Below are 25,021 nucleotides of genomic sequence, written 5' to 3'. Positions count from 1 at the left end.
TAGTGTTCAGTATTCAGGTTTTCAGTAATCAGTTTTGAAACACATTATACTATTAATATTTTAAGAGTTTTCGTTTAAGTGTCCAAAACTTTAAACTTTAAACTTTAAACTTTTTAAACAAGAAGAAATGCAACTACTAGACGGAAAAAAAACATCGGAAGATATTAAACAGGAAATTGCTGCCGAAGTTCAACAAATGAAAAACAATGGGGAAAAAGTACCTCATTTAGCAGCTGTAATCGTTGGTACTAATGGCGCCAGCTTAACATATGTTGGCAGTAAAGTACGGTCTTGTGAACAAATTGGCTTCGAATCCACTTTAGTAAGTTTACCGGAAACTATTACTGAAACAGAGTTGCTTTCAAAAATCAAAGAACTAAATGAAGATGATGATTTAGATGGTTATATCGTTCAATTGCCTTTGCCAAAACACATTGATGAGCAAAAAATCTTGATGGCGATTGATCCTGATAAAGATGTAGATGGTTTTCATCCTGCCAATTTCGGAAAAATGGCTTTGGAAATGGAGACATTTTTACCGGCAACTCCATTTGGAATTATGCAATTGTTAGAACGCTACAAAGTAGAAACTGCAGGCAAACATACCGTTGTTATTGGACGTAGCCACATTGTGGGTCGTCCAATGAGTATCTTGATGAGTCGCAAAGGATATCCAGGTGATTCAACGGTAACACTTACTCACAGTAGAACAAAAAATATTGAAGAATTTACAAGAAATGCTGATATTATCATTACAGCACTAGGAGTTCCTAATTACCTTAAAGCCGATATGGTAAAAGAGGGAGTGGTTGTAATTGATGTAGGTATTACCAGAGTAGAAGATGCTTCTCACCCAAAAGGATACGTGATTACTGGCGATGTTGATTTTGATGAAGTGAGTAAAAAGTCCTCTTTTATAACACCCGTTCCAGGTGGAGTAGGACCAATGACAATTGCAATGTTATTGCAAAATACATTGCTGGCAAGGAAACTGAGAAGCCGTAAATAAAAAGTACTATTATTTTATATAGAAGCCTTAAACGATAGTTTAAGGCTTTTTTTATCTTAAAAAACGCTTAAAATTCTGATAATTGATGGTAGAACAGAATTTAAAGAATACTTTTGCACTACTTAAAAAAAAACTTTAAAATGGACGATTATTATTCGGAAATGTTGAACTAATATAGCACTTGTACTATTTTCAAGAGGCTATAAATAAACCCATAGAATTTTGAAATGAGAGCTTTTTACAAAAATAATAACGGATTAATTGCCACTACTGAATGGACTCCAAACTGCTGGATAAATATTGAATGTCCTACCGAAGCAGAAAAAAAATATTTACTCGAAGAATTACAAATTCCAGAAGCATTTTATAATGATATTGAGGATATTGACGAAAGACCAAGGATAGAAATTGAAAATGGTTGGACTCTGATAATCATGCGAATTCCTGTGAAGAGTAACGATGTGAAGTTGCCTTTTCATACAATTCCTGTCGGCGTTGTTTTTAAAGGAGAAGTTTGCATTACCATCAGTTTTCATAAAACGGAAATGCTCACCGATTTTGTAACCTACACCAAACGCAAGAATATTAATATTAAAGATAACTTCGATTTAGTGTTGAAGTTATTGCTTTCCTCCAGTGTTTGGTTTTTAAAATATTTAAAGCAAGTCAATCAAAAAATAAAATTAGCCGAGGATAATTTAGAAAAGTCAATTAAGAATGAAGAATTACAAGCGTTGCTTCAAATAGAAAAATGTTTGGTTTTCTTTATGACATCTTTGAAAGGGAATGATATTTTGTTGCATCGAATCAAGAATATAAAGTCCCAAAAAGAACATTTTGATCTTGATTTGTTGGAAGATGTTGAAATTGAATTGCGTCAGGCGCAAGAAACCACTAATATTTACAGTGACATCTTAACAGGAACCATGGACGCGTATGCTTCTGTGATTTCTAATAATATGAATACTATCATGAAGCAGATGACTTCGATTTCGATAATTCTGATGATTCCAACATTGATTGCCAGTCTTTATGGAATGAATGTGCCTAATGATTTAGAAGATAATCGCTATGGAATATGGATTGTCATTTCCGTATCCGTTTTGTTATCTGCTTTTGGTGTGTTTTTGTTCAAAAGAAAAAGATGGTTTTAAAAAAACGTTTCGAATTTTGAAACGTTTTTAAATTTGCCCATCCTTAAAATAGGAATGAATAAAATGCACCGTTATGCAAGAGTGTTTCGTATTGATGTTTAGGGTTTTATTGGTTACATCTGGAGCTGCATTTGTTTAGCAATAATTTCTTCTAAGTTTTTTAAAACAACAGGTTTAGTGATAAAATCATCCATACCGTTAGAAATGGCTTTTACCTTGTCTTCATCAAATGCACTTGCAGTTACAGCAATAATTGGTATTGCGTTAATTTGGTATTTTGCAGAGGAATGTATTTTTTCTGTTGCTTCAAACCCATCCATTTCAGGCATGTGTAAATCCATAAAAATGATGTCATAATCGTTTTCATTATAAAGTGAAACCGCTTCTTTTCCATTAATTGCAATATCTGAAGGGATATTTAGTTTATTCAAAAGTTTATGCAAAACTTTTTGATTGATTAAATTATCTTCAACAATTAATGCTTTATTAATAATTACATCTTTTATAGTATTGAACTGACTTTCACTGCTGTCTTCAACTGGAATTATCTTTGTATTGATTTTGAATGGAATTTCAAAACTAAAACTCGATCCTCCACTTTCTAAAGCTATAATATTTAATTTAGTACCTCCCATTAGTTGTACTAATTGGTTAGAAATTGTTAAACCCAATCCGGTGCCACCATATTTTCTCGTGGTTGTTAAATCTGCTTGTTCAAAAGCTAAAAGCATTTGTTCTGTTTTATCAGGGTCAATACCTATACCAGAATCCGTGATTTTAAAATTCAAATATTGTAAATCATCTATTCGATTTAATAAATTTACCTCAAGTTTAACATCACCATGAGTTGTAAACTTAATGGCGTTGTCAATAAGGTTGATCAGTACTTGTTGTAATCTTAAATTATCTCCAAGTATGTTATTTGAGATGCCGTCATCATAAATAAAATGCAGTTTTATGTTTTCATCATTTATTCGGTATTCAAATAATCGCATCAGTTTAGTGAGCTCTTTTTTAAGATGTATTGGATATTGTTCTATCTTCATTTTGCCAGCTTCCATTTTTGAATGATCTAAAATCATATTTACAATACCTAAAAGATGATCTGCACTGTGTTCCGCTATTTCTATGTATTCCGTTTGTTCACTATTCAATGCGCTTGTTTTGAGCATGTTTAACATACCGATAACTCCATTAAGAGGCGAGCGAATTTCGTGACTCATATTGGCAAGAAATTGTGTTTTGAAGGTTGCTGTTTTATTCGCTTGTTCCGTTTTCTTTTCTAAAAAAATAATGTTTTCAGATAGCTTTTCTTTTAATATACCGTAACTCATTAATAAGAAATCAACTTCTCTAATTGATGATCTGTGATTTAAATTGCATATAGGTTCTTTGAAATTGGATTTTATATAATTTGAAATATCTAACGAAAGTAATTTGATGTCTTTTGTGAAATATTTAGATATGTAAATACATAATAGTAAAGCAATTAGTGCCATGAGTAGTGTTTGGCATAATTGAGAATAGAATAAGGTTTCTTTTAATTCATTTATTCTTTTTTTATTATGAGCTATAATTTGAACAAATGAATTTTCAACAGCCTCATTCATTTTATTTATTTTTCCATATAAACCCTGATTTTGAGCAACTCCTAGTTTTGAACTCAATTTCACCAAAGAATCAAAGTTATTTTTATAATCTGTAAGCACTTGCTTGGTTGCTGAATCAATATTTCTATCTTTTAAAGTTGAAGTGTATAAATCTTTAAATTTTTGGATAGAAGTATCGTCTGAACGTAACATATAGTCTTTCTCGTGTCTGCGAAATTGAAGTAAAGTAATTTTGTTTAATGAAGAGTTTTTTTCTAAAAAATGTGCTTTCTTTCTCATCTCACCTTCAATCCCATGATCTTTAAAGCCGCGGATTAATGCTGTTTTTTTAAACTGATTTACAACACTATAAAGATTATCTATTTTTTTTGAAAGATGAGTCATAGATGGATTGTTTCCGATGTTCAACTCTTTCGATTCTTTGAAAATTACATCAATTTCCTTTCTTTGATTTTTTAAATTGTCTATGTATAGTTTAAGGTCTTTTTGATTATGATTTAGGTAAAAGTCTTTTTCCTTATATCCAAACAACAAAAATGTTTGAAAATTTCGGATGTTAGCGGTAAACTCTTGTGAAACCCGGTACGATTTGTAAGTGAAGTTATTCAGATAATCTACTTTGCAGTCGATATACAGGTAAAACATAAACCAAACAGCTATCAAAACAATCATTGATGAAAATGATAAAAATATTTGTGTTCTGAAGTAACGAAAATTGTTGAGGAAAAATTTCAAATACTATTTTTTAGATGACCAGCAAATTTATGGCGTCCATTAAAAAAACAGATTAATATACTTCAAACAAAAGGTTAAGTTATTGTATAGTGAATTAAAATTATCAGTAAGTATGAATAAAGTCGAAAGGAGAATAATAAAGAGGCACTAATTTATAGTGTAATTGGAATTACAGATATTATTGGTATAGATTAAACGGTTTAATAATTGGACGGAATTTACTTAGTGAGAATTGCAACAAAAAACGAACCAAAATAAAATCTGTTTCTATTTTGAAATCTAAAAATAAAATATAACTTTGTAATTCAAAGTACTTTATTTATGAATCAAAAACATCAAGAAGATTTATCGCATATTCGTTCCATGATGGAGCGCTCTTCAAGATTTATTTCGTTAAGTGGCCTTTCAGGAGTATTTGCCGGGTTATTTGCATTAGCGGGTTCAATTTATGCCTATCAGTTGTTTAAGCATTATGGCATTGAATATTTTGATGGTAAGCAAAAGACGTATAGTTATGATTTAATAATCGAATTAGCATTTATTGCTTCGGCAATTTTAATTTTAGCTTTGGGCTCTGGTATATTTTTTACTTTGAGAAAAAGTAAAAAGTTTGATTTACCGGTTTGGACTAATACTACTAAAAAGATGTTACTGAATCTAGCGATTCCTTTATTGGTTGGAGGCGTATTTTGTATGGCACTTTTATACCATCAGTTATTCGCTCTGATTGCTCCTGTTACTTTATTGTTTTATGGCTTAGCACTTATTAATGCCGGGAAATATACTTTTTCGGATATTAAATATTTGGGTACATGTGAAATTGTTTTAGGATGTATTTCCCTTTTTTATCTTGGATATGGACTTATTTTTTGGGCTATAGGATTTGGAATTTTACATATTCTGTACGGTTTAATTATGTTCAAAAAATACAAATAGAAATGGGAATCATTGATACATTAAATAAAGATTTCGAAAGTCGAGTCAGACTAGGCATTATGTCTGTTCTGATGGTAAACGACTGGATTGATTTTACCGAAATGAAATCTTTATTGAATATTACTGATGGTAATTTAGCAAGTCATTCTTCGGCATTGGAAAAAACGGGATACATAGAAGTTAAAAAAGAGTTTGTTGGTAAAAAACCGAAAACTTCGTATCGAGTTACCAATATGGGTAGAGCTGCTTTTGTATCGCACTTAAATAGTCTTGAAAAATTAATCAAATCTAAATAACCTTTTTTTTATCTTTATACTTTGAAATACAAAGTACTTTTAAATTTTTTATTATGAAAAAACACCATTTAATTTTAGCTTGTAGCCTGATTTTTACTTTGCTTTTTTACAACGAAGAAGTAGGAGTGAATTTGGCAATTTTCGGTTTGGTATTGACCGGAATGATATGCTATTTCTTTCAGGAACGATTTACCAGTCGTTTGCATTTAGTATTAGTAAGCACTTCTATTTTGTCGTGTTTTGCTTTTGCTTGGTATGGCGATTTTGTATCTTTTTTGGCTTTATCCATGTCTATTCTTTTTTTACAATTTAAAACCCATGAAGTAAAACTTAAAATGCTACAGATTTTCCCCATTGTATTTATCAATGGATTTGCTTCACTAGGACGCATATTGATGTTTAGTCAATGGCTTCCAAAAAGAGAAATCAAAAATGATTTTGCTAAAAAAATTATAGCTTACGTTGTTATTCCAGCTCTATTTATAACCTTGTTTTTTGTGGTATACGCGTTCGGTAGTGAACACTTTTCATCTCTATTTACGGATTATACGTTAGATTTGGATGTTTTGGAAGTCTTTCTAATTTCTTTGTTAGGCTTCTACATTTCGTTTAGTTTCTGGAATTACTGGGTACCTGATATTTGTTATGATTTTAATTCAAAATTAGATAACGATTTTAGCGATGAAAGAAAAATGGAGCATCAACAAACTTTTCCATTTCTTGATTTGGTTTTCGAAAGAAAGAGCGGCGAAATTACGTTAGTACTTTTAAATTGTATGATTTTAATTTTTATTGGTACCTATAATTATGAACAGTTTTTTGAGGAGAAAGTGGTTCTGTCTTTGAGCGCCGCAACACATGAAAGAGTAAATGCTGTTATTTTTTCAATAGTAATGGCTGTTGGGGTTATGCTATTCTTTTTTAAAAATGGATTCAATTTTGACAAGAAAGCGAGTAATCTCAAATTACTATCCAAAATTTGGATAGCATTGAACGGAGTATTAATTATCAGTACCATTATAAAAAATGTTGAATATGTTGCTGCATTTGGTTTAACCTATAAAAGACTTGGCGTTTTCGCTTTCTTGTTATTAGCAGTTGTAGGTTTGTTAATTACTTTTTGGAAGATTTATAAGCAAAAAACAAATGCTTATCTTTTCAATCAAATGATTTGGTATTTTTATGGAACAATACTTTTATGCAGTTTTGTTAATTGGGGGAATATAATCACCAATTACAATATTTCTGTAAATAAAGGGGTAGAGCCTATGTTTTTATCCGGATTAAATTTTAATGATGAACCCCGTCGAGACTATTTTTTACTAAAGCAATTAGATGGACAAGAAATTGAGCTTTCAAGAGAGAAAGAGATTAGTGACAGGCAATCGGATAACTTTTTATCAAAAGCTTTATACTACGAATTTTTAACTAAGAAATAAAAGTAAAAACCCATTTCAAAATTAGACTGCCCCCAAAAAGTTAGATACTATTTGGTTTTTTTTTCATGCTTAATAATCGCCTCTTCCTTTAAACCTTGGATCATCTCTTTTGATGAATTCGGTTCTTCTTTTTGGAGCTTCAGTTTTGGGTAAACTCGCTTCTTCTGTTTTGCTCGAAGGTTCAATCAATTCGTTTAATTCTTTGATTTCTGCATCTGTTAAATCACGGTAGCGACCTACGGGAATGTCAAGCGAAATATTGATGATTCTAATACGTTTCAAAGCGGTAACTTCATAACCCAGATATTCGCACATTCTACGAATTTGGCGGTTTAAACCTTGGGTCAAGACGATTTTAAAAATGGTGGAGCTGATTTTTTCTACCTTACATTTTCGGGTAATAGTGTCCAAAATTGGTACGCCATTTCCCATTTTTTCAATAAATCGATCGGTTATGAGTTTGTTAACCGTTACGGTATATTCTTTTTCGTGATTGTTTCTGGCGCGAAGAATTTTGTTAACAATATCACCGTCATTGGTCATAAAAATTAATCCTTCACTGGCCTTGTCTAATCTTCCAATAGGAAAAATACGTTTGGGATAATTGATATAATCTACAATGTTATTGCGAACATCTAAATTGGTAGTACATTCAATGCCTACTGGTTTGTTGAAAGCCAAATAAACGGGTTTCTCATTTTTCTCACGGATTAGTTTACCGTCAATACGCACTTCGTCATCGGGAGAAACTTTTGTCCCTAATTCCGGAACGACTCCATTGATGGTTACACGACCTTCTTCAATGATTTTATCAGCTTCGCGGCGAGAGCAATATCCCGTTTCTCCTATGAATTTATTGAGGCGTTTTAGATTTTCTTCCATGATGCAAAAGTAGTACTAAATTGTTTAATCGTTTATGCGGTTATTTGTTTATTTGAAAATTAAGAAGTTTGGATAAGATTTTACGGACGACTTGTTTTTAATTACTCTGTTTCAAATAAAAAGCGGGAAACTTTTTCGTATAACTCGTTATCATGCATGCTGTGCCCTAAGCCCTTAGTTTCTATGAAAATTACATTTTTCCAAGCCTCGGCAATTTTCTTTCCTTCTTCGAATAAAACTACGGAGTCGTCAATGTCATGGGCAATTAGTCCTTTTATATTTAATTTTGAAGCAAATATTTTGCCGGAAAATTGTTCTAGACTGAGTTTAAAATTGTTGAGATAATGCGTTTCTAAAGATTTTGAAATTTTAGCATTCAAGCTTAATAATGTAATGTAATTGTTCAGGATGATTTTGAAATCACTCGGAGCTCCCAATATTACCATTTTTTTTAAGGCATCATTTTGATAGACGGATTGGTAATACAAGCAGGTTTTTCCACCAATGGAATGACCGATGAGATACTGTGGTTTGAATTTTTCCACAGCAACATGAATAAATTCGGCGTATTGAGGAATATTGAATTCTTTTCCGCTGGATAATCCATGAGCCGGACCATCGATAGCAATAATAGTACTTCCTGATTTTTGTAGGTAAGGCAGCAAGTTTTCCCAGCGAGAAGCATTGCTTTCCCATCCGTGAACCAAAAGAATGATAGTGTCATTTCCTTTCCAAGTGTAGGTTTGAAAGAAATTTTCTTCCTGTTGAAACGTTTGGGATTGTGCTTCTTGCAGAATTTCGGGCAGCTTATTTTTAGATAATTTACCTTCTCTGGGTTCACTAAAAAAGGCATACGCGAGTTGCGATGCTTTTTTTGGAAATACAAAACTTAGAAGGTTAATGTATAATCCAATAGATTTTGTGAATATAAAAAAAAACATTTTTTTCATAATAAAAAAGCCTCCGATTAGGAGGCTTAAATGTAATTAGAATTTAGAAAACAATTGTTCCATTTTCTCTTTTTCTTCGTCGGCCAATGTGCTGTCGACTAATATTCTTCCTGAATGTTCATCAGTGATGATTTTCTTTCTTGAAGCAATTTCTACTTGTGTCTGAGGTGGAATCGTAAAGAATGATCCTGCGGAAGCTCCTCTTTCAATAGAAACAACAGCTAACCCATTACGAACACTTGTTCTGATTCTAGTATAAGCTTTCAATAATCTTTCTTCGATTAAAGCTTGGTATTCAGCTGATTTCTCAGATAAAAAAGCTTCTTCTTTTGCAGTTTCAGACATGATAGCGTCTAATTCTGATTTTTTATGTTTCAAGTGATTAGATTTTGCTTCTAATCTTTCTTTTGAATTTGAGATTACTTCTTTCTTGTGTTCGATAGAAGCTTTCATTTCTTTAATTTGTTTTTCGGACAATTGAATTTCTAATTCTTGAAATTCAACCTCTTTAGTCAACGAATTAAATTCTCTGTTGTTGCGAACAGTTTCTTGTTGCTTCGTATATTTTTTGATAGCCTCTTTGTGCTCATCAATTGCATTCTTTTTTGCTTTGATCAGATCTTCGATAACTTCGAGTTCACTTTTCAATTTTTCCGAACGGGTGCTTAAACCTGCAACTTCATCTTCTAAATCCTCTACTTCTAGAGGAAGTTCACCTCTTACATTTCTGATTTCGTCAATTCTAGAGTCAATTAGTTGTAAATCGTAAATTGCTCTTAACTTGTCCTCAACACTTAATTCTTTCGTATTCGCCATATTCTATAAGTACTTAACTGGATTTGAATTTTCTTCTGATAAAATAACTGCAAAATTAAGGATTTTTTTCCGAAGATACTCAACAATATAATTTTTTGTATAGCGTTCGCTTTCAAAATGTCCGATATCTGCCAATAAAAGTTGATTTTCGGCTTCATAAAACTGATGATACTTTAAATCAGCTGTTAAATAAACATCAGCTCCGGCTTGAATTGCATTTTTTATCGCAAAACTTCCTGCTCCGCCAAGAACCGCGACTTTTTTTATTTCCTTTCCTATAAAGTTGGAATGTCTAATCCCACCGCATTGCATTTTTTCTTTTGCAAAAAGCAGAAACTCTTTTTCACTCATGGGATTTTTTAATTCGCCAATCATTCCCAAACCAATATTCTGATGTTTGTTTTGCAACGCATAAATTTCATACGCCACTTCTTCATACGCGTGGCTTTTGAATAAGGCTTTCAGGATTTTGTTTTCCAAATGCTTTTCGAAAGTGACTTCGATTTTGATTTCGTCGCCTTGCACAAACTCAAATCGTTCTCCAACTTGTGGATTGCTGTGTTCATTTCCCATGTAAGTTCCAATTCCTTTCGAATTAAAACTGCAATTTTCATAATTTCCAATCGTTCCGGCTCCAGCATCAAATAATGCATTTCGCACTTCTTCTGCATTTTCAGGAATCGTATAGGTTACTAATTTGCGAATGAAGTTTTCCTTTGGAATCAAGATTTTAGTATTTATCAATCCCAAGGTATCACAAAATATTTTATTCACGCCTTCTTGATGATTGTCCAAGGCGGTGTGAACGGCATAAATGGTAATGTCATTTTTTATGGCTTTAATTACGGCTCGTTCCACGTAGTTTTTTCCCGTTATTTTTTTTAAACCCGAAAATAATATGGGATGAAAACAAACCACTAAATTGCATTTTTTTGCAATCGCTTCATCAATTATATTTTCTAAAGCATCATGGCAAACCAAAACTCCAGTTGCTTCGGATTCTTGATTTCCAACCAATAATCCCACATTGTCAAAATCTTCAGCATAGGCGAGTGGCGCCATTTCTTCGAGTACGGAAATTATTTCTTTGATTTTACTCATCGTTTAGTTTTTTTGGTATTCGTGAATCTTTGATTTCATAACATCAGATTTTTGATTGTTTAATTCTGGATTTTCGAATTAACAAATTAACGAATAAACAAATCAACTTTTTTTATAAAGATAAAATATTCTACTTTCGTAAAATGAATTTACTACGAAAATTACTGTTTCCGTTTGCCATTTTATATGGTCTGATAACGAGTATTCGGAATTTTCTTTTCGATAAAGGAGTTTTAAAATCCTATTCTTTTGATTTACCCGTTATTGCTGTTGGAAATCTTAGCGTTGGCGGTACAGGAAAAACACCTCAAATCGAATATTTGATTCGTTTACTTTCGGACAAATACAAAATTGCCACGTTGAGTCGTGGCTATAAAAGGCAGTCTACAGGTTTTATTTTGGCGGAAGCCAATTCAAATGCTGCAATTCTTGGAGACGAGCCTTTTCAATTTTATAAAAAATTCGCGACTATTCAAGTTGCCGTTGATGCCGATAGAAAAAATGGGATCGAACAATTGCTTTCACAACCCATAAAACCAGAAGTGATTCTGCTTGATGACGCTTTTCAACACCGAAAAGTAAAAGCAGGTTTCTATATTTTATTGACTTCCTACGGGGATTTGTATTCGGATGATTTTATGTTGCCAACCGGAAATTTACGCGAAAGCCGAAGCGGAGCAGAAAGAGCGAACATGATTATTGTAACCAAATGTCCTTTTAATCTTTCGCAAGACAAACAGAATGATATTAGAAACAGATTAAAGGTTTCTGGAAATCAGGAATTGTACTTTACTTTTATAGCGTATGACAATTTTATTTATGCAGAGAACCGAAAGGTAAATGTAAATGAAATTCAATCGGCTGCTAAATTACTCGTAGCAGGAATTGCAAAACCGGAACCGTTTTTTGCCTATTTACAAGATACCAATGATGTCTGCTTGTCTTTTCCGGACCATCATAATTTTACCGATAAAGACATTTTGGAAATTAAAAATTTAGCGCAAAATAACATTATTATCACTACCGAAAAAGATTATGTACGATTGAAAGGAAGTTTGCCAAGCGAACAACTTTTCTATTTACCAATACAAGGTTCTTTCGTTTCTGGAAGTGAAAATTTTGATAAAAATATTTTAAATTATGTGGGAACAAGTACAAGAAACCGTTAGTTTTATTAAAGTAAAAATTGATTTTACCCCAAAATATGGGGTGATTTTAGGGTCAGGTTTAGGAAGTTTTACTGATGAAATGAAAGTAGAATTTACTTTGCCTTACAACGAAATACCAAATTTCCCTGTGTCAACCGTTCAAGGTCATAAAGGCGCATTGGTTTTTGGGACAATAGGCGATAAAAATGTAGTTGCCATGCAAGGCCGATTTCATTTTTACGAGGGCTATTCGATGAAGGAAGTTACTTTTCCAGTACGAGTGATGAAATTTTTAGGTGTTGAGAAATTAATAGTTTCAAATGCTTCAGGTGGTGTAAATCCAAATTATAGTGTAGGTGCTATTGTCATGATTACTGATCATATCAATATGACACCAGAACATCCTTTGCGTGGTAAAAATGACGAACGCTTTGGACCTCGTTTTGTAAATATGAGCGAACCGTATTCCAGAAAGATGATTGCCAAAGCTACTGAACTGGCTCAAGAATTAAGCATTGAGGTTCATGAAGGAATTTATCTGGGTTTACAAGGTCCTACTTTTGAAACCTTGGCTGAATACAAAATGGTGAAAATTCTTGGTGCTGATTGCGTAGGAATGTCAACGGTTCCCGAGGTGATTGTGGCCCGTCATATGGATTTAGAAACATTCGGGATTTCAGTAATTACTGATATGGGAAATGAAGAAAGTATAGGGACAATTTCTCATGATGAAGTTTTAGAAGCTGCTAAAAATGCAGAACCAAAAGTGAGAAGCCTAATCAAAGAATTGATTTTGAAATATTAGCATCGCTACACATGTCTGGCAATTGCGGCATAGAATTCTTCCGGTATGAATGGTTTTGTAACAACATCATTCATGCCAAAGGATAAAAGCATTTCCCGATTTTCGTCTAGTGATATTGCGGTAAGTGCAATAATAGGTGTTTCAGTGTCAAATTTTCTAATTTGTTCCGTAGCAATAGTTCCATTGATACCGGGTAAATGGACATCCATTAGAATCAGATCAAATTTGTTGTTTTTTGCTTTTTCTATTGCATCTTCACCATTGTCAATTATTTCGCAAAATATTCCTTTGTTGCGAAGCATTTTGTCGGTAATCATTTGATTGATTTTATTGTCTTCTACTAAAAGTATTTTTTTGTTTTTTAAGCGAGAGTCATCATATGTTTTAGGTTTTTCATCGAGGTTCACTAATTGGGAACCCATTTTAAATTGTAGCTCAAACGAAAATGAAGAGCCTTTTCCTACGACACTACTTAAATTTATTCTACCACCCAGAATTTTAATTAATTTTTTTACAATTGTCAACCCTAAACCAGTTCCCCCGTATTTTCGATTGATCTCTATTGAACCTTGAGAAAAACTATCAAAAACACTTTGTAATTTGTCTGCCGGAATTCCAATTCCTGTATCAGTTACTTCAAAATATAATGTGGCATTTTTATCTTTCAAAGAATGAAGTTTCACAATTACGCTTACACTGCCGTTTTTTGTGAATTTAAGTGCATTGTTAATCAGATTCAGCATGATCTGAGATAATTTTGTAGGGTCACCAATCAAATAATCAGGAATAGAAGAGTCAATTTCAAGATTAAATTTATTGTTGTTTATAGAAGCTATTTCTTTTAAAGAGTTTTGTATGTCTTCTAATAATTGTTTAAGATTAAAGCTGATGTATTCGATTTCAACCTTATTAGAATCAATTTTATTAATTTCCAGAATTTCATTTATAAACTTTGTCAGATAATCCCCGGAAAATTTTAAGGAAGATAAATAGTTCATTTGGGATTTTTTCGGATTTTCTTCCAATAATAAATGGGCTATTCCATTTATGGCATTCAGTGGTGTCCGAAGTTCATGACTCACAGTTGATAAGAATTCAGATCGGGCATTAGAGGCTCTTTCGGCTTTCTCTTTAGCGATTTCCAACTCTTTGTTTTTTTCTTTCAGCATTAGATTGGATTGCGTTCTAATAATATTATTTTTATACAAAGACAAGCTTAATAATGATAAAATAGAAATTAATGCAATCGCCAAAATACTAATTAACTTAGAAAATTTACTAGTTTTCTCCTGTTGCTTATTATCTCTGTCAATTTGTGCCAGTTCCTTTAAACGTTCTGTTTCTTTAAACTTATCATAATCATCAATACCCAGTCTTTCGTTATTTAAAATAGAAATACTTTCTTTCAGATTAAGATGTTGTTTCAAATAGGAATAGGCATTGTTTTTGTCTAATGTTTTTTCAAAAACAGTACTTAATGCAAGCAAAATATCTGATTTTTGTTCTATGTTTTTATCTTTTTCATTCAGCTTCAATGCTTTGTTAAGATAGTTTAAAGCCAAATTAAATCTATTCCTTGAGGCTTCAATTGTTCCTATTTGGTATAATGCTTCTACCTTTGAATTTAAGATTTCCGGGCTATCAGGTTTTGCAATTATGGTTTTGAAAATTGTTGAAGCCACATCGTAATTTTCTTTTGACTTGCTTATAATTCCTCTTTGAAGTGCTAGTGTTTCAGCAGTATCACTGATTTTTAGTTCTTCAAATATGGATTCAGTTTTGTCAAAACAAATTTCGGCATCAGCAAAATTTGATTTTTCTATATAACATACTCCAAGATAGTAATAGGAGTAGGCGTATTCAGCGTTCGGTTTTAAGTTTTTATATAACGTGATACTTCTGTGAAAGGTTTCGATAGCATCATTATATTTTTTTAAATCAAAATAGATTTTACCTAAGTTATAGGTTTGATTAGCCTGAGCTTGAGTGTTACGAATTACCTTAGAATAGTTTATAGCTTTTTGTGTGTAAAAAAGCGCATTTTTGTATTTATTGTTTAAGATATTTGAGCTACTTAAAGTACTGTAATACGAGATGCTATCTGTTTTCTCGTTAGTTTGAGAATACAGAAACGAATTTAAAAAAAAGATAAAAATGAAAAGGTATTTCATTTATAACTAAATTTTTATTTGTTAATTTTTTTACTTTCTATTAAAAGAACTAAATCGATAATTCTAGACGAATAGCCTATTTCATTATCATACCAGCCTACTACTTTTACCATTTTATCAATAACAGAAGTGAGTTGGGCATCAAATATACATGAATTTTTATTGCCAATCACATCAACAGAAACAATCGGGTCTTCGGTATAATCCAAAATTCCCTTTAAATTTGTTTGTGCGGCAATTTTGAAAGCAGCGTTGATCTCATTTATAGTCACCGCACGTTTTACATTGAAAGTAATATCAGTCAAAGAACCATCAGGAACGGGTACTCGTATGCCGCATCCGCCAATTTTACCTTCAAACTCAGGAAATATTTTTGTCAATGCTTTTGCCGCTCCAGTTGTTGTGGGTACGATGGACTGACTTGCCCCGCGAGCGCGACGTAAATCTTTATGAGGTTGATCGTGTAAACTTTGGTCTGTAGTATAGGAGTGAATGGTAGTGATGTAAGCTTGTTCTATACCGCAAAGCTCATTGATTACTTTAATCATCGGTGCTGCATTATTCGTGGTGCAACTAGCATTCGAAATTATGGTTTCAGTGCCGTCAAGAATAAAATCATTTACACCGAGCACTACCGTTTTTATAGTGTCAACTTCCGAAGGTGCAGAAAGAATCATTTTTTTGGCGCCAGCAATAATATGGGAATTCAGTTCTTCAAAAGTTTTGTACTTACCAGTTGATTCCACTACGTAATCAATGTCTAAACTTTTCCAATCCAGGTTTGAAATACTTTTTTCGTGAAAAAACAAAAAATGATTTCCATCTACCAGAATTCCTTTTTCGTCATCGCTGACCGCAAATGGTAAAACACCATGAATACTGTCATATTTCACTAAATGCGCCATTGTTTTTTTATCAGCAATATCATTTATGGCAACAACTTCTATTGAGGGATGGTTTAAAAGTAATCGGAATAAATTCCTGCCGATTCTTCCAAAACCATTTATGGCAATTCTTGTTTTCAATATTTTTTTGTTTAAAGTTTCAGGTTTGAAGTTTCAAGTTGAGCAACTTTAAACCTAAAACTTGAAACAATTCTTTAAAGAATATGTTTTTGTGCTTTGTAGGATGAACGAACTAACGGTCCGCTTTCTACGTGACGGAACCCTAATTCCAAACCAAATTGCTCGTATTTTGCAAATTGTTCCGGCGTTATAAATTCCTTTACTGGCAAGTGTTTTTTACTCGGTTGCAAGTATTGACCTATCGTTACAATATCAACATTGGCTTCACGCAAATCTCGCATCGTTTGATACACTTCCTCTTCTTGTTCGCCAAGACCAAGCATAATTCCCGACTTCGTTCTGTTAATTCCTTTTTCTTTTAAGTAACGTAACACTTCAAGACTTCGGTCATATTTTGCCTGAATTCGTACCTCACGTGTCAATCTGCGAACGGTTTCTACATTATGAGAAACCACTTCAGGATTCGCTTCCACGATTCTATCAATATTTCTTTCGATGCCTTGAAAATCAGGAATCAGAGTTTCCAGCGTTGTGTTTGGGTTCATTCTGCGAATGGCTTTCACGGTTTCTATCCAAATAATAGAACCGCCATCTTTCAAGTCATCTCTGTCAACGCTTGTAATTACAGCATGTTTGATGTTCATGATTTTGATAGAACGCGCCACTTTTTCAGGTTCATCCCAGTCTACAGTTTCCGGTCTTCCGGTTTTTACACCACAAAAACCACAGGAACGCGTACATACATTTCCTAAAATCATAAATGTTGCCGTTCCTTCGCCCCAGCATTCACCCATATTTGGGCAGCTTCCCGAAGTACAAATCGTATTCAAACTATATTTATCAACTAAGCCGCGAAGCTCAGTATATTTTTGGCCTATTGGGAGTTTTACCTTCAACCATTTTGGTTTTCCTACAGGTAAAGTATTTTCTAAAACAGTTTCCATATATCAATTTTCAGAGCACAAAGATAAGGAATGTAGTTTATTTGTGGATTCGTTTATTTGTTTATTTGAAGAAAGAGAAACGGATGCTTTAGGAGCACAATATTTGCTTGTTTTTAGAAAATAGTCGTCCTGCTTTCCGTTATATCCACGCAAAAAAATGCGTGGGATGCCACTGCAATCAGGGCTATATTAGGGCTTTTTGTTGGTTTATGATAAAATGGTAAAGAAAATAATGTGGGTATAAAAATGCTTCAAAATTAATTGAAGCATTTCTTTTTTATTTAATTCATCTGTACCGTAATGGGAAGATTATAGGCAGTTCGCACTGCTTTTCCGTCAATCATTCCCAGCGACCATTTCGTTTTTAAGGATTTCAACACTCGAACGGCTTCTTTGCCCAAGCCATAACCTGGATCTCTTTTTACCTGAATGTCCTAAAATAGTCGTGTCCCGAATTGTCATAATCATGTTGGATTTTTCATGTTATAATCAAAAAAACCTGTGACAATCCGTCAAATCCGTCAAATCTGTGTTCTATTCTAATGTATGAAAATTTGTATCCAAGGTAGGGTTGTAGCGCGTTTTTATTTATAACCACAAGATATGAATTGCCGTTGGTTTTAACCAACGGATAGGAAATTTTAGAGCAAATTGGCTTTAGCCAAAATAGTTTTATAATTTCGGCTAAAGCCAATTTTCATTTCTCATTTTAATCCATTGGTTAAAACCAACGGCAATTGAAAAAATAAAAAAAAACAGTATAAATAATCGTATTATCTTTTATTCTGAATGATTTCCGCCAGAAGTTTTTTGGCGCGAAGCAATTTAATTTTGACATTACTCAACGGTTCGTCAATTTTGTTGGCAATTTCTTGGTAACTCATTTCCTGAAAATAACGAAGTTGAATTACTTCTTGGTAATGCGGTTTTAATTCTTTGATAAATTGTAGTAATCGAGAAAGGTTTTGTTCGGTAATTAATTCATCTTCTGCAGATGGAGTAGTGTCGGCAATATTATAGGCTTGCTGGTCTTCTTCTTCAGTAATTTCAACAAAAAGGCTTGATTTCTTTTTTCGCAATAAATCGATATGGACGTTTTTTGCAATAGCGATAAGCCAAGTATTAAACTGGAATTCCGAGTTGTAAGTAGCTATTTTATCGAATGCTTTCGAGAACGTTTCGATGGTAATGTCTTCGGCATTAGTTTCGTTTTCGGTACGTTTTAGCATAAAACCATATACTTCATTCCAATAATAATCCAATAGAAAAGTAAAGGCAACTTGATCGCCTTGTTTTGCTTTTTCTATCTGTTTGTTTATTTCCAATGTACTGGTTTTGAGAATATATTTGTTATAAAGATATTGATTTGTGTGAATATAAGTGCTATCTCAACTAAAGGAAACCAGAACTTAATGTCATTTTCTTTTAATTTTCCTGCTGAAAATCCAACAACAATCCAAGCGACAAGATATCGCAGCGCAATTAAACTCAAAACTAATATCCATTGAAATTGAAAAGATAATAAGATAATAGGCAATAAAATAAATAGCAATTGCGAACAATAAAATGCTCCTAATTGTAATTTATCTAAAGGTTTGTAGTAATTTGCCGTGGCAATATGCCTTCTTTTTTGGGTAAACCAGTCTTTAAATGTTGTTTTTGGTTTAGAAAGTGTAAAACTTTCCGGGGTGTAAGCAATGGTCGTATTTTTTGCATTTGCCGCTTGATTGATAAATAAGTCATCATCTCCCGAACGAATTTGCATGTGTTCTATAAAGCCATTTACATTAAAAAACGTTTCTTTTTTGTAAGCTAAATTTCTCCCAACACCCATATACGGATGTCCTATTTTTGCCCAAGAGAAATATTGAATTGCAGTAAGTAAAGTTTCAAAACGAATTATTTTATTCAGAAATGAATTGGGGATTTTTTTATATTTACCATAACCCAAAACAATTGTTTTTTGCATTGTAAATTGAGAACTCATAGCTGTTATCCAATCTTTTGAAGTCGGGTAACAATCAGCATCAGTGAATAATAAATATTCTTTTTTTGCAGATTTTATTCCTAAAGTCAGTGCGTATTTTTTGTTACCCCAAAAGGCTTCGTTGTTTTCTACTTTTACCAAACGAACATTTGGATATTGCTTTTCAAAGCCTTCAAAAATAGCCAAAGTATTATCACTTGAAGCATCGTCAATCAAGACAATTTCAAAATCAGGATAGTTTTGTTCCGCAAGTAACGGGATGAAATTCGCTACATTTTCTTCTTCGTTTTTCGCACAAACAATAACCGATATCGGGATTCTTTTTGGTGTTATTTTCTGTGCTTTGGCGAAAGCAAATTTCCCAAAAACACCTAGATAATACGAAATTTGAACAACAACAATAAAAATAAAAAAGTAAAGAATTAGTATAAGCATCTGAGTTTAATGAGTTTTTAAATCGAGTGCAAAGGTATGAATAGAATTGTGAATTGTTAAATACAATCTGTGAATTTCGAAAGAATTTATATTGGGCATTTCTTCATCTCATTTGCGATAGCGATGGACTGATTTGTATTGACTTTTTCTAACTCGGCAATGATGTTTTGATGATTTTTTTCGTCTCTGTTTTGAGACAATTTTCTTGTGGCTTGGATTTCAGTGATTTCAATTTCAAATGCTACAATTCCACGAGTTTGCATCATGGTTTTTTGAGACAAATCTTCTACACGAACCGGGTTTTCAGAATTTTTTTCGTACTTATCAACTAGTTTCTTTAAAGATTCGATTACGGCTTCTCCTTCGATAATTTTGATTTTTCCATACACATGAACTGCAATATAGTTCCATGTTGGTACATTTTCATGATCGTACCAAGAGGAAGAAATATAACTGTGAGGTCCTGAAAATACTGCTAAAATTTGGTCATTGTCTATGAAACCATTCCATTGTGGGTTTTCTTTGGAAATGTGCCCGCATAAAATACCGTTGCCTTCTTTATTAGTGTCTAGTTCCAAAGGAATATGTGTGGCGCACAATTTTCCATTGGTTTGATTGATTAGAATACCAAAACTATTCTCTTGCAGAAATTTTTTGATTTCTTCTTGATTTTCGTTTTTATAAATATCGGGTGTATACATATTTGATAACTTAGGTTTTTTGATATTAGAATTAAAAATAAGATGAATCGATTTGTTATCTAATAATCTAAGGAGTCTAACAATCTGTTTTTGTTAAATCACATTCACTTCGGCTTCAATATGAATGCCAAACGTTTTAAAAATAGTCTCCTGAATATCTTTTGAAACATTCAAAATTTCCTGTCCGGTCGCATTACCATAATTTACTAAAACCAACGCTTGATTTTTATGGATTCCTGCATCACCAAAACGTTTTCCTTTAAACCCAGCCTGCTCAATTAACCAGCCCGCAGGAACTTTTACTTCGGTTTCAGAAATATCAAAATATTTCATTTCAGGAAATTGCTGATGAATTTTTTTGAAATCCGATTTTAATAGAATTGGATTTTTAAAAAAACTACCGCTGTTCCCTAGTTCTTTTGGATCGGGTAATTTGCTTTGTCGAATAGCAATTACGGCATTGCTGACATCCTTTAAAGTAGGATTTGTGATATAATTTTTGGCTAATTCAGACGAAATATCTCCGTAAGAAGTATTGATTTTATGGTTCGTTTTTGTCAATTTAAAAACAACCGATGTAATGATGTATTGATTTTTCACTTCGTTTTTAAAAACGCTTTCTCGGTATCCAAAATGACATTCTTCTTTTGTGAACGTTTTCATTTCCTGACTTTCTATTGTCATCGCTTCACAGGAAACAAAAGTATCTTTAATTTCCGTGCCATAAGCACCAATGTTTTGGACCGGTGTAGTGCCTACATTTCCAGGAATGAGTGACATGTTTTCTAAACCACCAAAATTTTGGTCGATGGTCCAAAGCACAAATTCATGCCAACTTTCACCAGCTTGACTTTTGACCCAAACAAAATCATTATTTTCTTCAATAATTTTCTTGCCTTTCAAATCGATATGTATAACAAGTGCATCAATGTCTTTTGTCAAAAGCATATTGCTTCCACCACCCAAAATAAATTTTTTCTGAGATTTATTTTCTTGTAAAATAGTTTTCAAATCTTCTACAGAATGAACGGCAACGAACTGTTTTGCTTTGGCTTCAATGCCAAAAGTATTGTGTTTTTTTAAAGAGAAATTAGGTACTATTTCCATAAAAGAAAGTGCTTTTTGAATTGTTTAATGTCGTGTCAAAAGTAAGAATTATAAATTGGTTGTTTGTGATTTTCGATAATCATACAAGATCCATTAATTCTAAAATAGATTATTCTGCTTTTGATCCATCAATTAATTGATGGTATTTATCGGCAATAATCTTCATATTAATACTGTAATCTACATTTTTTTCAACAAATTTTCTATTTTTAGAAACGGCTTGTTGTCTATGTTCTGTATTCTCAAAGGACCAGATTAATTCTTCTGCAAGCTTTTTATAATCGTCAATTGGGATCAATTGACCGTTTTTTCTGTGCTCGATCCAGCTTTGATTCCCTGGAATGTCACTTACAATTGGATAGCAGTTTGTTGCCATCGCTTCAAATAAGGAAGCTGAAACACCTTCGGTTATTGGCATGCTAATGTAAATGTTGGATTGTTGTAATAGTTTTGGTAATGCTGTATTCGGAATTCTTCCAGTAAAGTTTACTTTGTTTTCGATGCTTAACTCTTTGGCTAAATCTTTCAATTTAGAAAGTTGAGAACCATCTCCTATAATGGTAAGTGCAAAATCAATTCCCTTTTGGTTTAAAATGGCAAATGATTTTAAAATGATATCGTGACGATATTCCGGCAATAAGGATCGGGTGACAATTGCGCAAATTTTTTCTGGATTGGCATTGTTGTTATTGCCGAATTTCTCCAAATCAATTCCCTTTGGTAAAACCAAAACTTTATTCATATTGACATTGGCTTCTATCATAGAAATAGTCATTACTGGACCCCAAGCATGAATTAAATCTGATTTTTTGAAAGCATAATTCTGAATGAGTTTTTTTAAAGGTAATGAAATCGATTTTTCAGGCCATAAATCCGTTCTGCCTTGTTGTGCAATTGCAACAGGTTTTACACCAGATAATGCGGCAAGAAAGCCATAGCTCGTGGTTCTTTCTGCAATAACCATATCCGGTTTTTGCAGTTGGATTATTTTTTTGATTTTAAAAAAAGCGTGACCAAATTCGAAGATTCTTTTTATTCGATTAAAAATGCCGCTATTTGATGTTTTTAATTCCCAAGTGATAATCTCAAAATCGCCAAATTCCTTAAGACCATTCATCCAAGTGATGGCATCGGCTCTATAGGTTTCTCCTAAAAAAAGTATTCTTCTCTTTTTTATCGACATAATTTGAATTACTCGGAAGTTAAAGCTCGATTTATGAAATCGTTTAATGGTTTTAACGCAATTAGTTTTTTGCTCATTACTGTAACAAAATCTTTTTTGGAAGCGGCTGAAATATCAATTCTTTGAGAAGACTCAAAGCTTTTTAATTTTAAAAATTCAATAGCCGGATGTTCTTTTTCGTACCCTCGAGGTGGGTTTTTTAGCGTATTTTTTTCATTTCGATCAAAATCTTTAAATTCCTTTTTAAAATTTTTCTCCTCAAGAATTGCTTCTAAATCATCATGAAAATAAGCAATTTCTTTACGCATTTTTTTCAAATCCTCCGCTTCAGGACAATACAATCCACCGGCAATAAAACTGGCTCCTTTTTCTAAATGAATATAATACCCAGATCGATTTAGACCTTTTGCACCCGAAGAAAGCCAAATTCCTAAATGCGATTTATAAGGAGTCTTGTCCTTAGAAAACCGAATGTCACGATTGATTCTAAAAGTGCAATTTTTGACTTCCAACATTTCTAGCGAAGGATCCATTGGTTTCATGGCGTCAAGTAGATCAGCAACTAATTGCTGGTAATCATTCTTGACCGCTTCGTACCTTTTTTTATTTTCCAAAAACCAATCTCTATTATTGTTGGCCTTTAAATCATCCAGAAATTGGAGTGTGTCTTTTGAAAGCATCTTAAAACTATTGTAATTGTTTTCTTAAATCAGTTTCACTTATAAAACCAGAATGTTTCCATTTTACTTCTTTGTTTTCATATAATAATAAGGTAGGAAGTTCGCTGATTTTCATTTCAGTCATCAAGGTTTTATTTTTATCTGCATCCAATCGAATAATAACGATTTTATCTGCTAATTCTTTTTCCATTTGCAAAAGATACGGTTTCATTTTTTTGCATGGAGCGCACCATTCTGCATAAAAATCAATCAATACTTTTTTGTCCGAATTTAATAATTCGTTGTATTCCGGAGTTGATATACCAATTATTTTGCTGCTTGGTTTAGAAAGGCCAGCTGCATCCCATTTTAATATTCCGCCGTCTAATTGATAAATGGTTGTAAAGCCTAATTCACTTAATTTTTCAGCAGCTTTTTGACTTCTTCCTCCACTTTTGCAATACACAAAAACTGGTTTTGATTTATCCAGTTTTTCTACATCAGAAACAAAAGTATTTCCAAGCCAATTTACATTTTTAGCATTGTCAATATGATCTGACGCAAATTCCTCAGGAGTTCTTACATCTAGGATTTGTGGATTTGGAGTCTCCTTTATTCTTTCTGCAAAAGCTTTGGCTTCAATGGTTTTTACGTCTTTTGAAGTTTGTCCATTACAGGATAAAACGACAAAAGATAAGATTAGGAGGTATATTGAATGAAATTTCATTGTAATTTGATTTAAATTAGAATAGGCTAAATTAGGTAATTTTTCAATTTTTGAACCTTGATAAACTATTAAATAAAAGTTATAAATTAAAAATTTTATAGGTTTGATGTGTCGATTTTACAACGGCTTCCGTACGCTCCGGATGCGTGTCTGAAATAAAAAGTTGTCCAAAAGTATCGCTATTGACCATTTCTATGATTTTGGCTACGCGACTTTCGTCCAATTTATCAAAGATGTCATCAAAAAGCAAAATTGGTTTCACGCCACTTTGCTTTTTTAAAAATTCAAATTGTGCTAATTTTAAAGCGATTAGAAACGATTTTTGTTGTCCTTGTGATCCAAATTTTTTAATCGGATGTTGGTCTATTTCAAATGATAGATCATCTTTGTGAATTCCCACGCTTGTATAGTGTAAAGCTCTGTCTTTATTGATGTTTTCCTGCAATAAAGTCAACAAGTTTTTTTCGAATAAATGACTTTCATACACCAGTTGAACGGTTTCCTGTGAACCCGTTATGGCTTGATGATGTGTATTGAAAATAGGAATAAACTGGTCGATAAATTCTTTTCTTTTTTCGAAAATATAATCTCCAAAACCATTAAGTTGCTCATTATATATAGATAGCGTATCGTTGTCAAAAACATGATTCAATGCGAAATATTTCAACAAAGCATTGCGCTGGCTCATTACTTTTTGATATTGAATGAGTTGCTGTAAATAATGGGAGTCCAGTTGGGAAATGACGCTATCCATAAATTTTCTTCTGGTTTCGCTGCCTTCCACAATCAAATCCCTGTCGGCAGGAGAAATGATAACCAAAGGAATAAAGCCAATATGATCTGAGAATTTGTCATAGGCTTTTCCGTTACGTTTCAATATCTTTTTTTGCCCTTTTTTTAGACTACAAAGAATTTGTTCATTTCTTTCGTTTTTTTCAAATTCAGCATCAATCACAAAGAATTCTTCTCCGTGTTTAATATTCTGAACCGCTAATGGATTGAAATAACTTTTTCCGTACGATAAATGGTAGATTGCATCAAGCACATTTGTCTTTCCAATACCATTCTTACCTACAAAACAATTTATTTTGGTGTCAAAATCGAAATTTGCTTCCGAAAAATTCTTATAATTGAATAATGAAATCTTTTTTAAATACATCTGTAAGGCTTGCTGGTATTGAGAACTTTGATGTTTTTAAAT

At 32.7% G+C, this 25,021-nt stretch carries 23 protein-coding genes; 7 read left to right on the top strand and 16 right to left on the bottom strand.

The window, feature by feature from the left end:
* Window positions 1-127 precede the first annotated feature (127 nt).
* Window positions 128-1,009: a bifunctional 5,10-methylenetetrahydrofolate dehydrogenase/5,10-methenyltetrahydrofolate cyclohydrolase gene (locus tag ACM55F_RS17975; protein WP_416855197.1), complete on the top strand. Its 882-nt coding sequence runs from the start codon at window positions 128-130 to the stop codon at window positions 1,007-1,009.
* 227 nt (window positions 1,010-1,236) lie between these two features.
* On the top strand, window positions 1,237-2,163 hold the full coding sequence (locus tag ACM55F_RS17970) for a magnesium transporter CorA family protein (RefSeq protein ID WP_416855196.1): 927 nt from the start codon (window positions 1,237-1,239) through the stop codon (window positions 2,161-2,163).
* Window positions 2,164-2,276: 113 nt separating this feature from the next.
* Here the strand turns inward: ACM55F_RS17970 and ACM55F_RS17965 are convergent, their stop codons facing one another.
* A complete protein-coding gene (locus ACM55F_RS17965; protein WP_416855195.1) occupies window positions 2,277-4,445 on the bottom strand; it encodes a response regulator in 2,169 nt (722 codons plus the stop codon).
* 384 nt (window positions 4,446-4,829) lie between these two features.
* Here ACM55F_RS17965 and ACM55F_RS17960 point away from each other — a divergent pair, with 384 nt between their 5' ends.
* From ACM55F_RS17960 to ACM55F_RS17950, 3 genes are read left to right on the top strand one after another with little or no spacing between them, the layout of a single operon-like run.
* Window positions 4,830-5,444, top strand: coding sequence for a hypothetical protein (locus ACM55F_RS17960; RefSeq protein WP_416855194.1), 615 nt, complete (start codon window positions 4,830-4,832; stop codon window positions 5,442-5,444).
* A gap of 2 nt (window positions 5,445-5,446) precedes the next feature.
* The gene (locus ACM55F_RS17955) at window positions 5,447-5,740 is read left to right on the top strand and encodes a winged helix-turn-helix domain-containing protein (protein ID WP_416855193.1); all 294 of its coding nucleotides are present in this window, start codon (window positions 5,447-5,449) and stop codon (window positions 5,738-5,740) included.
* Window positions 5,741-5,793: 53 nt separating this feature from the next.
* The gene (locus tag ACM55F_RS17950; protein WP_416855192.1) at window positions 5,794-7,179 is read left to right on the top strand and encodes a DUF4153 domain-containing protein; all 1,386 of its coding nucleotides are present in this window, start codon (window positions 5,794-5,796) and stop codon (window positions 7,177-7,179) included.
* Between the two features lie 69 nt (window positions 7,180-7,248).
* Here the strand turns inward: ACM55F_RS17950 and rluF are convergent, their stop codons facing one another.
* The 4 genes from rluF to ACM55F_RS17930 form a co-directional block, all read right to left on the bottom strand.
* A complete protein-coding gene (rluF, locus tag ACM55F_RS17945) occupies window positions 7,249-8,061 on the bottom strand; it encodes a 23S rRNA pseudouridine(2604) synthase RluF (protein WP_416855191.1) in 813 nt (270 codons plus the stop codon).
* Window positions 8,062-8,162: 101 nt separating this feature from the next.
* Window positions 8,163-9,011 (bottom strand): alpha/beta fold hydrolase, encoded by an 849-nt coding sequence (locus ACM55F_RS17940; protein ID WP_416855190.1) that lies wholly within the window; start codon window positions 9,009-9,011, stop codon window positions 8,163-8,165.
* Window positions 9,012-9,047: 36 nt separating this feature from the next.
* Window positions 9,048-9,827, bottom strand: coding sequence for a zinc ribbon domain-containing protein (locus ACM55F_RS17935; RefSeq protein WP_416855189.1), 780 nt, complete (start codon window positions 9,825-9,827; stop codon window positions 9,048-9,050).
* A gap of 3 nt (window positions 9,828-9,830) precedes the next feature.
* The gene (locus ACM55F_RS17930; RefSeq protein WP_416855188.1) at window positions 9,831-10,928 is read right to left on the bottom strand and encodes a Nif3-like dinuclear metal center hexameric protein; all 1,098 of its coding nucleotides are present in this window, start codon (window positions 10,926-10,928) and stop codon (window positions 9,831-9,833) included.
* Window positions 10,929-11,071: 143 nt separating this feature from the next.
* On the opposite strand from ACM55F_RS17930, the gene lpxK reads away from it, so the two are divergent.
* Window positions 11,072-12,097 carry a tetraacyldisaccharide 4'-kinase gene (lpxK, locus tag ACM55F_RS17925; RefSeq protein ID WP_416855187.1) on the top strand — a complete coding sequence of 342 codons (1,026 nt, stop codon included), beginning with the start codon at window positions 11,072-11,074 and terminating at the stop codon, window positions 12,095-12,097.
* Window positions 12,069-12,881, top strand: a complete 813-nt coding sequence (locus ACM55F_RS17920; RefSeq protein WP_416855186.1) for a purine-nucleoside phosphorylase — start codon at window positions 12,069-12,071, stop codon at window positions 12,879-12,881. The genes lpxK and ACM55F_RS17920 overlap by 29 nt, the downstream gene beginning before the upstream one ends.
* Window positions 12,882-12,886: 5 nt before the next feature.
* On the opposite strand, the gene ACM55F_RS17915 is transcribed toward ACM55F_RS17920, so the two are convergent.
* From ACM55F_RS17915 to recF, 11 genes are all read right to left on the bottom strand, one after another.
* Window positions 12,887-15,052 (bottom strand): tetratricopeptide repeat-containing hybrid sensor histidine kinase/response regulator, encoded by a 2,166-nt coding sequence (locus ACM55F_RS17915; RefSeq protein WP_416855185.1) that lies wholly within the window; start codon window positions 15,050-15,052, stop codon window positions 12,887-12,889.
* Window positions 15,053-15,066: 14 nt separating this feature from the next.
* Complete coding sequence (gap, locus tag ACM55F_RS17910; protein WP_416855184.1) at window positions 15,067-16,077, bottom strand: type I glyceraldehyde-3-phosphate dehydrogenase; 1,011 nt, start codon at window positions 16,075-16,077, stop codon at window positions 15,067-15,069.
* A 74-nt stretch (window positions 16,078-16,151) separates the two neighbouring features.
* Complete coding sequence (gene lipA / locus ACM55F_RS17905; RefSeq protein ID WP_091171698.1) at window positions 16,152-17,021, bottom strand: lipoyl synthase; 870 nt, start codon at window positions 17,019-17,021, stop codon at window positions 16,152-16,154.
* A gap of 773 nt (window positions 17,022-17,794) precedes the next feature.
* Window positions 17,795-18,346, bottom strand: coding sequence for an RNA polymerase sigma factor (locus tag ACM55F_RS17900; protein WP_416855183.1), 552 nt, complete (start codon window positions 18,344-18,346; stop codon window positions 17,795-17,797).
* Entirely contained in the window at window positions 18,337-19,443 is a 1,107-nt protein-coding gene (locus ACM55F_RS17895) for a glycosyltransferase (RefSeq protein ID WP_416855182.1), read from the bottom strand. The genes ACM55F_RS17900 and ACM55F_RS17895 overlap by 10 nt, the downstream gene beginning before the upstream one ends.
* Window positions 19,444-19,529: 86 nt before the next feature.
* On the bottom strand, window positions 19,530-20,144 hold the full coding sequence (locus tag ACM55F_RS17890; RefSeq protein ID WP_416855181.1) for an FMN-binding negative transcriptional regulator: 615 nt from the start codon (window positions 20,142-20,144) through the stop codon (window positions 19,530-19,532).
* A 93-nt stretch (window positions 20,145-20,237) separates the two neighbouring features.
* Entirely contained in the window at window positions 20,238-21,251 is a 1,014-nt protein-coding gene (gene murB, locus ACM55F_RS17885; RefSeq protein ID WP_416855180.1) for a UDP-N-acetylmuramate dehydrogenase, read from the bottom strand.
* A gap of 109 nt (window positions 21,252-21,360) precedes the next feature.
* Window positions 21,361-22,428 carry a glycosyltransferase gene (locus ACM55F_RS17880; RefSeq protein WP_416855202.1) on the bottom strand — a complete coding sequence of 356 codons (1,068 nt, stop codon included), beginning with the start codon at window positions 22,426-22,428 and terminating at the stop codon, window positions 21,361-21,363.
* Window positions 22,429-22,442: 14 nt separating this feature from the next.
* The gene (locus ACM55F_RS17875) at window positions 22,443-23,114 is read right to left on the bottom strand and encodes a DUF2461 domain-containing protein (protein WP_416855179.1); all 672 of its coding nucleotides are present in this window, start codon (window positions 23,112-23,114) and stop codon (window positions 22,443-22,445) included.
* A gap of 7 nt (window positions 23,115-23,121) precedes the next feature.
* Window positions 23,122-23,820, bottom strand: a complete 699-nt coding sequence (locus ACM55F_RS17870; RefSeq protein WP_416855178.1) for a thioredoxin domain-containing protein — start codon at window positions 23,818-23,820, stop codon at window positions 23,122-23,124.
* A gap of 79 nt (window positions 23,821-23,899) precedes the next feature.
* Window positions 23,900-24,979, bottom strand: a complete 1,080-nt coding sequence (recF, locus tag ACM55F_RS17865) for a DNA replication/repair protein RecF (RefSeq protein ID WP_416855177.1) — start codon at window positions 24,977-24,979, stop codon at window positions 23,900-23,902.
* Between the last annotated feature and the right edge of the window lie 42 nt (window positions 24,980-25,021).

The organism is Flavobacterium melibiosi (assembly GCF_048158545.1).
Lineage (GTDB): Bacteria > Bacteroidota > Bacteroidia > Flavobacteriales > Flavobacteriaceae > Flavobacterium > Flavobacterium melibiosi.
Note: the sequence above shows the minus strand (reverse complement) of the source record. Positions and strands in the feature narration are given on the sequence as shown.